Source organism: Pareuzebyella sediminis, from assembly GCF_008367235.1.
Lineage (GTDB): Bacteria > Bacteroidota > Bacteroidia > Flavobacteriales > Flavobacteriaceae > Pareuzebyella > Pareuzebyella sediminis.
Genome location: NZ_VTZS01000005.1, coordinates 85,687 through 98,817, shown reverse-complemented (window position 1 = coordinate 98,817; position 13,131 = coordinate 85,687). Strand labels below are relative to the sequence as shown.

General features: G+C 40.7%; 14 protein-coding genes. All 14 read left to right on the top strand.

Annotated elements, in window-relative coordinates:
* Positions 1-47 precede the first annotated feature (47 nt).
* The 14 genes from F2B13_RS16585 (at position 48) to F2B13_RS16520 (ending at position 12,984) form a co-directional block, all read left to right on the top strand.
* Positions 48-788, top strand: a complete 741-nt coding sequence (locus tag F2B13_RS16585) for an electron transfer flavoprotein subunit beta/FixA family protein (protein ID WP_149277236.1) — start codon at positions 48-50, stop codon at positions 786-788.
* Positions 789-882: 94 nt separating this feature from the next.
* Positions 883-1,851: an electron transfer flavoprotein subunit alpha/FixB family protein gene (locus F2B13_RS16580; RefSeq protein WP_149277235.1), complete on the top strand. Its 969-nt coding sequence runs from the start codon at positions 883-885 to the stop codon at positions 1,849-1,851.
* 86 nt (positions 1,852-1,937) lie between these two features.
* Positions 1,938-2,567 (top strand): bifunctional nuclease family protein, encoded by a 630-nt coding sequence (locus F2B13_RS16575; protein WP_149277234.1) that lies wholly within the window; start codon positions 1,938-1,940, stop codon positions 2,565-2,567.
* Positions 2,568-2,593: 26 nt separating this feature from the next.
* Positions 2,594-4,042: a NupC/NupG family nucleoside CNT transporter gene (locus F2B13_RS16570; protein WP_149277233.1), complete on the top strand. Its 1,449-nt coding sequence runs from the start codon at positions 2,594-2,596 to the stop codon at positions 4,040-4,042.
* A gap of 95 nt (positions 4,043-4,137) precedes the next feature.
* Positions 4,138-5,106, top strand: coding sequence for an NAD(P)-dependent alcohol dehydrogenase (locus F2B13_RS16565; RefSeq protein WP_149277232.1), 969 nt, complete (start codon positions 4,138-4,140; stop codon positions 5,104-5,106).
* Positions 5,107-5,172: 66 nt separating this feature from the next.
* Complete coding sequence (locus F2B13_RS16560) at positions 5,173-5,697, top strand: DinB family protein (protein WP_149277231.1); 525 nt, start codon at positions 5,173-5,175, stop codon at positions 5,695-5,697.
* A gap of 35 nt (positions 5,698-5,732) precedes the next feature.
* The gene (locus tag F2B13_RS16555) at positions 5,733-6,290 is read left to right on the top strand and encodes a DUF1572 family protein (protein ID WP_149277230.1); all 558 of its coding nucleotides are present in this window, start codon (positions 5,733-5,735) and stop codon (positions 6,288-6,290) included.
* 153 nt (positions 6,291-6,443) lie between these two features.
* The gene (locus F2B13_RS16550; protein WP_149304687.1) at positions 6,444-7,544 is read left to right on the top strand and encodes a hypothetical protein; all 1,101 of its coding nucleotides are present in this window, start codon (positions 6,444-6,446) and stop codon (positions 7,542-7,544) included.
* A 99-nt stretch (positions 7,545-7,643) separates the two neighbouring features.
* Positions 7,644-8,192, top strand: a complete 549-nt coding sequence (locus tag F2B13_RS16545; RefSeq protein ID WP_149304686.1) for a S41 family peptidase — start codon at positions 7,644-7,646, stop codon at positions 8,190-8,192.
* A gap of 278 nt (positions 8,193-8,470) precedes the next feature.
* Positions 8,471-8,884: a VOC family protein gene (locus tag F2B13_RS16540; RefSeq protein ID WP_149277228.1), complete on the top strand. Its 414-nt coding sequence runs from the start codon at positions 8,471-8,473 to the stop codon at positions 8,882-8,884.
* Positions 8,885-9,364: 480 nt separating this feature from the next.
* Complete coding sequence (locus F2B13_RS16535; protein ID WP_149277227.1) at positions 9,365-10,207, top strand: hypothetical protein; 843 nt, start codon at positions 9,365-9,367, stop codon at positions 10,205-10,207.
* Positions 10,208-10,380: 173 nt separating this feature from the next.
* Positions 10,381-11,121, top strand: coding sequence for a DUF2971 domain-containing protein (locus tag F2B13_RS16530; RefSeq protein WP_149277226.1), 741 nt, complete (start codon positions 10,381-10,383; stop codon positions 11,119-11,121).
* Positions 11,122-11,285: 164 nt separating this feature from the next.
* Positions 11,286-11,921 carry a hypothetical protein gene (locus F2B13_RS16525; protein WP_149277225.1) on the top strand — a complete coding sequence of 212 codons (636 nt, stop codon included), beginning with the start codon at positions 11,286-11,288 and terminating at the stop codon, positions 11,919-11,921.
* Between the two features lie 472 nt (positions 11,922-12,393).
* Positions 12,394-12,984 (top strand): cupin domain-containing protein, encoded by a 591-nt coding sequence (locus F2B13_RS16520; RefSeq protein WP_149277224.1) that lies wholly within the window; start codon positions 12,394-12,396, stop codon positions 12,982-12,984.
* Positions 12,985-13,131 lie beyond the last annotated feature (147 nt).

The following is a 13,131-nucleotide window of genomic DNA, read 5'->3' as shown; positions in this document are numbered from 1 at the left end:
TCCTTTTTTTCTGAGGCAATCGACAGTTGAAAATTAAAATACAATCCATGAAAATACTTGTTTGCATTAGTAACGTTCCCGACACGACTTCTAAGATAAACTTTACCGAGAACGACACCAAATTCGATACGACCGGCGTACAGTTCGTTATCAATCCGAACGATGAATTCGGTCTTACCCGCGCCATGTGGTTCAAGGAAAAACAGGGGGCTACCGTTCACATTGCTACGGTAGGCGAAGCTGCTGTGGAGCCTACCATGCGCAAAGCGTTGGCCATAGGCGCCGATGAGGGTATTCGGGTCAATGCCGTACCTACCGATGGTTTTTTTGTCGCAGCACAATTGGCGAACATCATCAAAGATGGAGGCTATGACCTAGTGATTGCGGGAAGGGAGTCGATCGACTACAACGGCGGCATGGTGCCAGGTATTTTGGCCACCCTGTTGGATATGAATTTCGTAAATACCTGTATTGGTCTTGACATCGAAGGCGACACGGCCACCGCTGTTCGTGAAATCGATGGAGGGAAGGAAAAATTGCGTACCTCTTTACCACTTGTTATTGGGGGGCAAAAAGGACTGGTCGAAGAAAGCGACCTGCGCATACCGAATATGAGGGGCATCATGATGGCCCGAAAAAAGGCTTTAAACGTGGTCGAACCCGTGGATGCCCTAAACGCTACAAAGGACATTTCCTTTGACAAACCGGCCCCGAAAGGTACCGTGAAACTTGTCGAGTCTGTCGATGAACTGGTCGACCTGCTTCACAAGGAGGCCAAAGTCATCTAAACACCGGTTCATGAACAAAGCTTTACAAGCAGGTCGCGAACGATCAAATTCAGGCCTGGAAATAAATTAAACAGGGAGTTAATAAAAAACAATTATGTCAGTTTTAGTATATACGGAATCAGAAAACGGAAAATTTAAAAAGAATGCCTTTGAAGTGGCTTCGTACGCCAAGGCCGTGGCCGACCAATTGGGTACCTCGGTAACCGCGGTGGCCTTTAACGCCCCTGACGGTAACACCTTGGGCAATTATGGGGTCGGTAGAGTGCTGCATGTCTCCGATGATCGCTTGGCCACTTTCAACGCCCAAGCCTATGCCAAGACCTTGGCTCAAGCCTGCCAAAATGAAGAGGCGCAGGTCATTATTGTAAGTTCAAGTACCAATAGTAAATTTTTAGCTCCGATGCTGGCTGCCAAGTTAAAGGCGGGCTATGTGCCTAATGTCGTGGAGGCTCCTGAAAGTACCTCCCCTTTCAAAGTAAGGCGCACCGCTTTCAGCAACAAAGGTTTTGCACATACTGAAATAACGACAGCCATTAAAATCGTTGGGGTTTCGAACAATGCCTTCGGCCAGAACGAAAACCAAGTCGAGACAAGCGTTGAAAGTTTTGCTCCCGAATTGACCGATAGCGACTTCGGGGTACAATCGATGGAAGTAGACAAAGTGGCAGGTAAAGTAACTATCGCCGATGCCGAAATCGTGGTGTCGGGCGGTCGCGGGTTAAAAGGACCCGAGAATTGGGGCATGATCGAAGAATTGGCCGATGTGCTCGGTGCTGCCACGGCCTGCTCTAAACCTGTTTCCGATATGGGATGGCGGCCCCATGGCGAACATGTAGGCCAAACGGGCAAGCCCGTAGCGGCCAATCTTTATATCGCCATCGGTATCTCCGGTGCCATTCAACATTTGGCCGGGGTGAGCGCTTCTAAAACGAAAGTGGTCATCAACAACGACGCTGAGGCCCCTTTTTTCAAGGCAGCGGATTACGGAATTGTCGGCGATGCCTTCGAAGTGGTACCCGAACTCGTCGAAAAATTAAAGGAATTTAAGGCACAAAACACTTAAATTTTGTTAATTTGCACGGCTTAAAGGGCTGTTTAAATACACTGGTACGCCCAAATATTTAAACAGCTTTTTGTATTTTTAGATGTATGAGCTTAGTCAGGTTGAAAATAAAAGGTATTTCCTATAGTCAAACCCAAAATGGGGCCTACGCCTTAATTTTGAACGAGGTCGAAGGCGATCGAAAACTACCTATCGTTATCGGTGCTTTTGAAGCACAGTCCATTGCCATTGCCCTCGAAAAGGAAATCAAACCCCCTAGACCTTTGACCCATGATCTCTTCAAAAACTTTGCGACCCGTTTCGATATCGTGATCAAGCAGGTCATTATTCACAAATTGGTCGATGGGGTGTTTTATTCCAGTATTATTTGTGAACGTGATAAGATAGAAGAAATCATCGATGCCCGTACGAGTGACGCCATTGCTTTGGCCCTGCGTTTCAATGCCCCTATTTTCACCTATAAGACCATTCTTGACAAAGCTGGTATATTCCTTAAGTTTTCACCCAAGGACAAAGAAAAAGAAGAAAATGACGAAAGCATAATGGTCGATGAGATATTGCAGGAGGGCGAGACCGTAGAAATTGAATCGGGTGCCACTGACGGTTATACCGAACTTTCGATAGACGAATTGAATAAGGAACTCGAGAAGGCGGTAGCCAGTGAAGACTACGAAAAGGCCGCCAAACTCCGCGATGAGATTTCAAAGCGTAATTGACTAACTTTTTAACAAGCCGGCATTTTATGAAAATCAAACCATGGATTTTATTGCTGGTTGTATGTCTTTCCCTTCCCCTGTTCGCACAAGATGCCCCGGCCACCGCGATGGTCGATACCCTCCCTTTCGATGAGATAGCGCCACAAGCCTCTGAAATCGTACCCAATCAAGGTTTTAGCGTTCAAAGTATTTGGCGGGGTTTACTCGGCATGTTGGTTTTGATCGTAATCTCCTATGTATTCAGTGCCAATCGCAAGGCCGTGAACTGGAAAACCGTAGGCATTGGGTTGGCCATACAGCTCACCATGGCCATTTGCATCCTCAAAGTACCGTTCATTCGCGATATTTTTACCTTTTTAGGGCAAGTTTTTAACGAGATTTTGAATTTTACGATAGCTGGAAGCGAATTTCTTCTTGGGAATTTAATGAATCTTGAAAATCCTAATATTGGTTATGTCTTCGCTTTTCAGATATTGCCCACCATCATTTTCTTTTCCGCCTTAACCTCGGTACTCTTCTATTTGGGCATTATTCAAAAAATCGTACAGGGTTTGGCCTGGTTACTGACCAAATCGCTAGGCATATCGGGCCCTGAAAGCCTTTCCGTCGCCGGCAATATCTTTTTGGGGCAGACCGAAGCGCCCTTAATGATCAAGGCCTATTTGGAAAAAATGAGCAAGTCGGAGATTCTTTTGGTAATGATCGGGGGCATGGCCACTGTGGCCGGGGGAGTCTTAGCGGCCTATATCGGTTTTTTGGGCGGAAACGACGAGGCCCTACGCCTTGAATTTGCCCGTCATCTCATCGCCGCTTCGGTCATGGCGGCCCCCGGAGCGATCGTGGTCTCCAAAATATTGTATCCCCAGACCGAGCAAATAGATGGGGCCATTCAGGTATCTACCGAAAAAATCGGTTCCAACCTCTTGGATGCCATTGCCAATGGTACCACGGAGGGTCTTAAATTGGCGGTCAATGTCGGGGCGATGCTTTTGGTCTTCGTGGCATTTATCGCCATGTTGAACGGTATTTTCGGATTCATTGGCGACCTGACACACCTCAACGGGTTTGTGGCCGCACATTCCGACTATGAACAGCTGTCGCTCGAAGCGATTCTCGGTACGCTGTTCGCGCCCTTGATGTGGCTTATCGGGGTGGCGAGCGAAGACATTACGATGATGGGCCAACTTTTGGGCATCAAACTGGCCTCTAGTGAATTCGTGGCCTATACCCAGTTGGCAACCTTAAAAGATATGGCCAGTGCACAGCACTTTGGTTTTGAAAAATCGATCATTATGGCGACCTACATGCTCTGTGGGTTTGCCAACTTTGCTTCCATCGGCATTCAGATCGGGGGCATTGGATCGTTGGCGCCCGGCCAACGCAAGACCCTCTCTGAATTCGGAATGCGCGCCGTATTGGGCGGTTCGCTCGCCTCCTTGCTCTCGGCCACTATCGCTGGAATGATCTTAGGATAGCCCGTAGCCCTAAGTGCATAGAGCATTTCGAGTAGATTGCGTACCTTCAAGGCATCTATGATATTGCATAGTTAAAAACCCAAGAAAACCAGCGATTGAAAGCCTTTACCAAAACGCAATACGGGGGTCCTGAAATTCTTCAATGTACCGATGAGGCAAAGCCCCAGGTAAAAGAAGGGGAGCTTCTTGTGCAGGTGTGTGCAAATTCCGCGAACCCGGCAGATTGGCATATTCTTAGGGGCGAGCCCTTTTTTGCGCGTTTTTCCTTCGGATTGTTCAAACCCAAGGATAAAATTCTGGGTGCCGATTTTGCCGGTATCGTTGAAGCCATAGGCCCCAAAGTCGAAGGTTACCACATTGGTGATCAGGTGTTCGGGGAGTTGTTGCAAGGCGGGGCCTTTGCCGAATACGCCTGTGCACCGGCCCAGATGTGTGCCAAAATTCCCGAGGGTAGCGGTTTTCAAGAGATGGCCGCTGTGCCCATTGCCGGATTGACTGCGTTACAGGCCCTGACCACGCATGGAAAACTAAAGGCAGGGGAATCGATTTTGATCAACGGTGCTTCGGGCGGCGTAGGTCATTTTATGGTGCAAATCGCCAAGGCCTATGGGGCGAAAGTGACGGCGGTCTGTTCGACCAAGAATGTTGATTTTGTGCAATCGCTCGGTGCCGATAATGTAATCGCCTACGATACCGAGAACATACACGCCCATACCGCGAAATACGATCTGATCGTCGATACCCATGGTAACCTTTCTTTTGAAGATTTCAATCGCATGGGACATCGGGGCATAATCGTCGGTTTTACCACACTCGGGCATTTTATGGGGGTACTGCTAAAAAAGGCGTTCAGCACCTTTTCCCTTGGCCATTTTACGGCGGAAGCCAATACCCAAGACCTATCTATTTTGGCCGACCTTATACATGCGAAAAAAGTGAAGCCCCATATTGAAAAAGTATATCCCTACTCCGAAATCCCCGAAGCCATCGCCTATATCGAAAAAATGCATACCCGGGGTAAAGTGGTCATGGTATGGGACACTATGACGATTCCCTCCAAATAATATGCTAATTTCGTCGTTGAAGGTTCCAATTAGGTGGTGACCCTGTATAGAACCTAGAACTTTGCCATGACATTTTCTTTAAAAAAATCGACAGCAATATTACGCCGGACCCCTAAGGTGCTTGAAGCACTATTAAAAGGGCATTTAAGGGAATGGACCCATCACAACGAAGGTCAGGACACTTGGAGTCCATATGATATTGTCGGCCATCTTATCGAGGGCGAAAAAACCGATTGGCTGGTGCGGGCCCAAATAATAATGAACGATACAAAAGATAACGTATTCCAGCCTTTTGATCGTTTTGCCCAGATGAACGACAAAAGCCAAGGGTCCCTGGACACTCTGCTCAAAGAATTCGATTCATTGCGCAATCACAATCTCGAAGCCTTGGCCGCGCTACAGCTTCAAGCGTCTGATTTCGACAAAAAGGGGGTACATCCCGAACTGGGCGAAGTGACGCTGCGCCAACTCATTGCCACTTGGGCCGTTCACGACCTGAACCATATCGCACAGATTTCACGGGTAATGGCCAAGCAATATGAGCAGGAGGTCGGCCCCTGGCGGACCTATCTGGGCGTATTGAAAACCTAAGGAAAAGATATCAGGAAACCTCTAAAAAAACGCATATGGTACACACGTATCTCCATAGCATCAAACAGCAATTCGAATATTATAAATCGGTCGGGGAAAAGACGTTTGACCAATTGGAAGAAGCCGATCTGTTCTTTTCCTATAACGAGGCCTCCAACTCGATTGCTATTATCGTCAACCATCTGCATGGCAATATGATGTCACGGTGGACCGATTTTCTGACCTCCGATGGGGAAAAACCATGGCGTGATCGCGATAGGGAGTTCGAGTCCGTCATACAGACCAAAGAGGAGCTTGTCACTCGCTGGAACGAAGGTTGGGCGTGCCTGTTCAACGCTCTGGATTCCATTACTGAAAAAAATGTCAATACCGACATCTATATCCGCAATCAGAAGCACACCGTCGTCGAGGCCATTAACCGCCAATTGGCCCATTATGCCTACCATATCGGCCAGATCGCCTATATCGGACGGATGATCAAAGGCGCCGATTGGAAAAGCCTGACCATCCCTAAAGGACAATCATCGGCCTTTAACCAAGCAAAATTCAAAAAGGGAAAACACGGGGGTAGCTTTACCGATGACCTTCGCTAAACCCGTTGATAACCTCTGAAAAGTCATCGTTGTACGACCTTTCCGTAATGGCTTGATTGCCTTATTTTTATATTCGCTTATTTTGCTATTACCAGCCTATGGGAAATAAGAGTATTGATCATATTCCTACGTTAGCAGCAAATTTGAAAAACCATGATTAAAAAGGCAACCATAATTCTAATAATTCTTTTCATAGGTTGCTCACCAAAATCTGACTTACCCATTAGTTCCTCAAGGATTAAAAACCTTAAAACCTTCTCTAAGATTTATGGTTATGTAAAATATTTTCATCCAAGCGATGAAGCCTTTACTCTAGACTGGGATAAATTTTCAATCTATGCCGTAGACAAGGTTTTGAAAAGTGAGACCAATGAGGGATTTTTAAAAACAATTGATTCGCTATTTTCTCCAATTGCACCTTCAATTAGATTTTCCGATTCCGCCGATGATAACCTATTAAGAAAAAATGCAACCTATTCCGATAATCTTCATGAACAATTTTGGTTTCATCAAGGGGTTGGATTTGGAATGTCTCTTGAAAATGGACCTTATTATAGTCAGCGTATAATTGCCAACGCTGAAAACGATACTATATCATACCGTCCAAAATTTGGAGAAATTCTTCAGGTAACCATGCATGGCAATCAAATTCTGTCCATCCCGTTAGTGGTTCACGTAAATGAAACGGGTACTATTCCAAAATCGAATAATAAAAAGTTAGAATCTCTTAGCACTAACCTAAATAATTATAAAATTGATGAGAGATCAATAGCCTTCAGACTTGGAAATATCATAAACACTCATAATGTTTTCCAACATTTTTTCCCCTATTTCGATGTCTTAAAATTAGATTGGGAAAAGCAACTGGAAATTGCTTTAAATAGATCTTTTAGTGATTTCACTTTAAAAGATCACCTTACAACCCTCCGTAAAATGACAGCACCTCTAAAAGATGGTCATATAGCTATAGAGACAAAAGGAATTAATGAAGGTCATTATACACCTGCCTTCTATTGGGAGTGGGTAGATAATAAATTAATAGTAACACATGTCTGGAGTGATGATATTGGACTTAATATAGGTGATGAAATTATTAAAATAAATGGAGTTACTTCAAGCGCTTATATTGATGAAATTGGTTCCATGATATCTGCAGGAACTTTAGGTCGGTTAAATTATAAAGCTGAAGAAATTTCAATTAAAGGTGAGAAAGATTCCAAATTTACAATTGAAACTAGTTCTAAAACAATTTAAGTTACTAGAGACCAAAAACCATATAGTTATGCAAAATCATACAATCCCTACAAAAAAATCAAAAAAGGAATCCACTACATAAACCTAAGTATTTTGGACATGGAAACCTTCAACTACTTACTCCCTGAGCTAGAGCAAAGTACTGGACTAATATTCGATTTAAGAGGTTATCCCAATCAAAATGGTGAGATTATAAGACATTTGATGAAAGTTGGTGACACTACAAAGGCGTGGATGTATATTCCTAAAATCGTATATCCAGACCACGAACAACCAAAAGATTACTTGACAGCGAACTGGAACGGTTTTTTCAAACCCCAATCACCCTATTTGGGAGATAAAAAGGTGGTAGTTATCACCGATGGAAAAGCTATAAGTTACGCGGAGAGTCTAATGGCATTTGTAAAAGGATATAACTTAGCAACCATAGTTGGACAACCAACTGCTGGCACTAATGGTAATTATAATACGTTCATTCTCCCTGGCGAAATTAAAATTAATTGGACTGGAATGAAAGTTGTCAAACATGACGGCTCTCAACTATATGGAATAGGTATATTACCCGATGTTTATGTTCAAAAAACAGTACAGGGAATAAAAGAAGGTAGGGACGAGTTTCTGGAAAAAGCGATAGAAATAATGCAATAAAAAATCCGCTGCTAACACCACCTAAACGTAATGCAGACCTTAGGGCAAAACAGAAAGGCTGAGTATATTTATAAAGTCGCTAAATCTTATGGATTTAGCTTTGGACAAGAAAAATAAAACTAAACAATAAGCTTTAGCTTCGTGCGCAGACGGAAACGAAATGTTTCCTTATCTCCGCACTACGCTTAGCTAAACCGTTAGCGGTCATTGTACATGAACCCTATAAAAATAAAGCAAACCAAAGTGGATTAATAAATGGTCAAACGACTTAGCAGACAATGAGACAAATATTTATCAATTTACCAGTAAAAAACGTAGAAGCATCAATGGACTTTTACAAACAATTGGGTTTTACAATAAATCCTTTGTTCACATTTGACAATCAAAAATGTATGGTTTGGACTGACCAAATCTATATAATGTTACAGACCCTGGAGATGTCCAAAACAGGAGGGAAAAAAGATTTAGCTGACCCTAAAAAAAACAGAATTGCAACATTTACCCTACCTGTAGAAAGCCCTGACAAGGTGAATGAAATTATGGCTAAAGGTTTAAAAGCAGGTGGAACGGAACCAACAGAGCTTATTGACGAAGGCTATATGCAAATTAGAAATATAGAAGATTTAGACGGCCATAACTGGGGCATAATATTTCTTGACATCGAAAAATTTAAAAAAATGACAGGAAAATAAAAATAGGGAGAAAACAACGAACCGCTAGCAATGTGTCCTATGAAAAGCCCTAATCCAGTACTCTAGAGATAATTAATATGTACTTTTTATTTTAAACCACCTTTTTTGTTTTGATATAACTTGCTCAGCATTACTGAATCAAGTTCAGCACAGGCTCTATATGTGATATCCGACTTTAGCGGATTCACCAGCATCTGTATGATTATAAGCCATAATAAGCTAGGCCACTTGCTAGCCGATGTGGGTACCGAAATATCAGCACCCCTTATATTGTTCTGTGGTACAAGTGAAGGCTTCAGGGGCACTTTTTCCGATGACCTTCGCTAGACCGTTGATAACTCCTAAAAAATCGTCGTGGTACGACCTTTCCGTAACGGCTTGATTACCGTATTTTTACCTCTACCTATTCTATTAAAATAGATATAAGGAATGTATGATCAATGATTATATTCCTGTGTTGTGCTCAATTAAAATAAAGAAATGAAAAAAGAAAATCAGACCTGCGGAATAGTAATGCCCATATCTGAAATTGATGGACTGTCTGAAGCGCATTGGAAAGAAATGTTAACAATAATCTCTCAATCAATAGAGAATGCAGGGTTCACTCCGAATTTGGTAAGTAATTCAGAAGACATTGGTGTAATTCAGAAAAGGATTGTTCAAAATCTTTATGAAAATCCAATTTTGGTTTGTGACGTAAGTGGGAAAAATCCAAATGTGATGTTCGAATTAGGGATGAGATTGGCTTTTGACAAGCCTACTATAATCATTAAGGATAATAAAACAAGCTATAGTTTCGACACTTCACCTATTGAGCATTTGGAGTATCCAAGAGATTTAAGGTTTTCTAAAATTGTAGAATTCAAAGAGAAGCTAACTGAGAAGATTAAAAAGACCCACGAAAAAGCCAGTAAATCTGATGATTACAGTACATTCCTAAAGCATTTTGGTTCGTTTAAAGTAGCTAAAATTGACACGGAAGAAGTAACCAAAGAAGATCTTATAATGGACGAGATTAAATCATTAAGAGAAATGGTTCTACGCTCACAAAGAATATCTCGAAGAGATCAAGTCTCTCTTTTCGAATCTGAAAAATCAGACCATAATCATATAACTATCTGCTTCGGTGATAGACCACTAGATGAAATTGAAAAATTTATTTCCCAAATTCCAGAAATAAGTGGAGTAAAAGAAGTTTTATTAGAGAATATGTCAGATGACCATACGCACCTAGACATCACATTAAATGGTGAAATTCCTAAGCGAATAGCAAAAAGGAGAATACAGAAAGTCGTAGGTGAAAATTGTGAATATATTGAATAGAAAAAACTGAGCACAACAAAACCTATAAGCAATAGCGCCCTGCGGGACGCTACTGCTCATAGCCAAAACGTTGTAACATATTCAGCTTAAGCTGACTTTTGTCGTTACGTGCTCCGCACTCCCACCATAAAAGAAATGTGTTACAATGATCATAAAAATTCTGCTTAAAATTAATGATTGACGCGTATAATACTTATAATAACAAAGCTTATAGATTTATAAGTTTCGAAGGATTAGAAAACACCTTAAAATTTAAAAAACTTAGATTATCAAGAGCTGATCAATTTAATGACCCACTGGATAATAGTCCTTTTTTGATGCCTTTAGAATGGGATAAATATTTAAAATATGGCGACAAGTTTGTGAAAAAGCAATCAGAAAAAGCATTTATTGATGTTTTCGGTTCTGTATATATTTGTTGCTTTTCAAAAACTTATACCTCTGACAAATCATATTTAATGTGGTCACATTATGCTCAAAATCACACTCAAGTATGCTTCGAAATAGATTTTTCGAAAGTAAAATATTTAGGAAATCCGTCTGAGGTAATTTATCCAGAGAGCTTATTTGATAAAAGAAATTCAGAACATAAAAATTCAGGTGATTTAGGAAGGTTTGTTGTTTTAAATAAAGATAAAATTTGGGAATATGAGCAAGAAGTCAGGTTGATCTATGACCTTAAGTTTGCTAATAATCATCCTGATGTAATAATTCAAAACAAAGGTAAAAATCTTAATGTTCCTTTTGATCATAAATTAGTTTCCAAAGTAATTTTTGGATACAGAGCAAAAGAAGAAGATGAAAAGTCTATTATTAATAAGTTTAAAGAATTAAATCATATTCCAAAATTCGAAAAAATGAATTTGAATCCTTACAAATTGAAATTGGAACCAGTAACTTTAAAAGTCAATTAAATCACAGCGCACAACAACGGTTCATCGCCAATAAGCGGCACCGTTAGAAAGAAAATAATTAACTTGACCAACAAACCAATACTAAGCCGACAAAGCCGCGTCCCTTACTCCGCCGACTGGCGATAACCGTGACCGTTGCCTGCAATGCGCAAAAAAACCAAAATATGAATAAACATATATTACTAATAATTGTAATTCTTGCTGGATTATTTTTTAACTCTTGTAAAAATAAGAGTTCAAAAAATATCAAAATAGAGGTAAGTAAAGAGGTTAAAACCGAAAAAGAAGAATCCATTCCAATAGAAGAAAAAGAGGCACTAGTAAGTGATTTCGTAAAACAAAGCGTAGACGACGAGTTAGCGGACAAAATAAAAAGCTATATAACAACTAAATTCTTGACAGAAGGAGATTTAGAATTGATCCCTGAAGGCCAAAGACAATTTCAGTTTTATCAAATTGACTTGAATAATGACGGGGAAAATGAAGTATTCGTTAATTTAATGACATCTTACTTTTGTGGATCTGGTGGCTGTACAATATTGCTTCTAAACAACCAATTAAAGCCTATCACTAAATTTACTGTAATAAGAACTCCTTTATTTGCAGAACAGACTTTGAAAAATGGTTGGAGAATATTACTTACAAAATCCGAAGGAGAATTTAAAGAAATGATTTATAATAATGGAACTTATCCTTCAAACCCATCCGTGATTGAAAAAGCTCCATACGATGCGCCAAGTGGTCACGCTGAAATAATGTTTGATATAAATTTCAGTAAACCTAAAACATATAATTTTTAAACAACTCACTGCAGGCAACACAGTATCCTATGAAAAGCCCTAGACCGATTATCTAAAGTTAATTAATATGTACTTTTTATCTTAAACCACTTTTTTCTTTTAATATAACTTGCTCCGCATTACTGAATCAAGTTCAGCACAGGCTTTATATGTGATATCCGACTTTAGCGGATTCACCAGCATCTGTATGATTATAAGCTATAATAAGCTTGGCCACTTGCTAACCAATGTGGTTACCGATATATCGGCACCACCTATTTTGTTCTGTGGTACAAGTAAAGGATTCAGGGGTAGCTTTTCCGATGACCTTCGCCAAACCCGTTGATAACATCTGAAAACTCATCGTTGTACGACCTTTCCGTAATGGCTTGATTGACGTATTTTTACAGTCGTTTATTTTGCTATTAGAGGTAGATTGGAAATATGAGTATGGATCAAATTCCTACGTTGTAGCCAATTTAAAATCACCATAATGGAAAGAAGAAAATTCATTGAGAACACTACTATTTTTGGCAGCGCTTTATTGATAGGATGCAACGGAAATCCTTCAAAAACTGATTCAATTAAAAAAAATATCGACGCAGATACACTTTACATTCCACCAAATGATAAAAGAATAAAACTTAGCTATGAACAAACGGGTGACCAACTAACAACCGTTGAACTGAAGCTGCTACCAAAAATGTGTGGTCCTGCACCTCATTCCCATGATGAGCTAGACGAAATAGTTCGTGTATTATCAGGCACTTTGACCGTTATGGTGGAAGAGACAATAGTTAAAGTTCCAGAAGGTGGCTGGCATTTTAGGCCGAGAAAAAAGATTCACGGATTTTGGAATGAAGAAGATGAACCTGTGCATTTTATTGAGATTTACCCAAACCAAAATTTTGACATAATGCTACAAAGAATTTGGGATTTACGTGAGAAATTGATTAAAAACGGAATTTCACTCGACTCCAAAGCGGCTTGGGAAAAAGTTGATGAAATTCAAAAAGAATGGGGAATTAAAATGTATCACGAAAGACGTAAAGAAATAATCGATAAGTACAGCCTAAGAGGTTAAAAAAACTGGCTACAACAATGGCTATAATTTATTGTGGTTTTGTGCCACACCAAAATATAAGTATAAATCAAACGGCTGGATTTCTGCAGAATAATCCTGGGGATTATTCCACAACGCAATCATAGCCGATACCCTTAAAAAAGAAAA

What these genes read in the sequence shown, in the direction of transcription:
- F2B13_RS16585 (WP_149277236.1), top strand. Translation starts at nt 48, where the DNA reads ATGAAAATACTTGTTTGCATTAGTAACGTTCCCGACACGACTTCTAAG.
- F2B13_RS16580 (WP_149277235.1), top strand. Translation starts at nt 883, where the DNA reads ATGTCAGTTTTAGTATATACGGAATCAGAAAACGGAAAATTTAAAAAG.
- F2B13_RS16575 (WP_149277234.1), top strand. Translation starts at nt 1,938, where the DNA reads ATGAGCTTAGTCAGGTTGAAAATAAAAGGTATTTCCTATAGTCAAACC.
- F2B13_RS16570 (WP_149277233.1), top strand. Translation starts at nt 2,594, where the DNA reads ATGAAAATCAAACCATGGATTTTATTGCTGGTTGTATGTCTTTCCCTT.
- F2B13_RS16560 (WP_149277231.1), top strand. Translation starts at nt 5,173, where the DNA reads ATGACATTTTCTTTAAAAAAATCGACAGCAATATTACGCCGGACCCCT.
- F2B13_RS16555 (WP_149277230.1), top strand. Translation starts at nt 5,733, where the DNA reads ATGGTACACACGTATCTCCATAGCATCAAACAGCAATTCGAATATTAT.
- F2B13_RS16550 (WP_149304687.1), top strand. Translation starts at nt 6,444, where the DNA reads ATGATTAAAAAGGCAACCATAATTCTAATAATTCTTTTCATAGGTTGC.
- F2B13_RS16545 (WP_149304686.1), top strand. Translation starts at nt 7,644, where the DNA reads ATGGAAACCTTCAACTACTTACTCCCTGAGCTAGAGCAAAGTACTGGA.
- F2B13_RS16540 (WP_149277228.1), top strand. Translation starts at nt 8,471, where the DNA reads ATGAGACAAATATTTATCAATTTACCAGTAAAAAACGTAGAAGCATCA.
- F2B13_RS16535 (WP_149277227.1), top strand. Translation starts at nt 9,365, where the DNA reads ATGAAAAAAGAAAATCAGACCTGCGGAATAGTAATGCCCATATCTGAA.
- F2B13_RS16530 (WP_149277226.1), top strand. Translation starts at nt 10,381, where the DNA reads ATGATTGACGCGTATAATACTTATAATAACAAAGCTTATAGATTTATA.
- F2B13_RS16525 (WP_149277225.1), top strand. Translation starts at nt 11,286, where the DNA reads ATGAATAAACATATATTACTAATAATTGTAATTCTTGCTGGATTATTT.
- F2B13_RS16520 (WP_149277224.1), top strand. Translation starts at nt 12,394, where the DNA reads ATGGAAAGAAGAAAATTCATTGAGAACACTACTATTTTTGGCAGCGCT.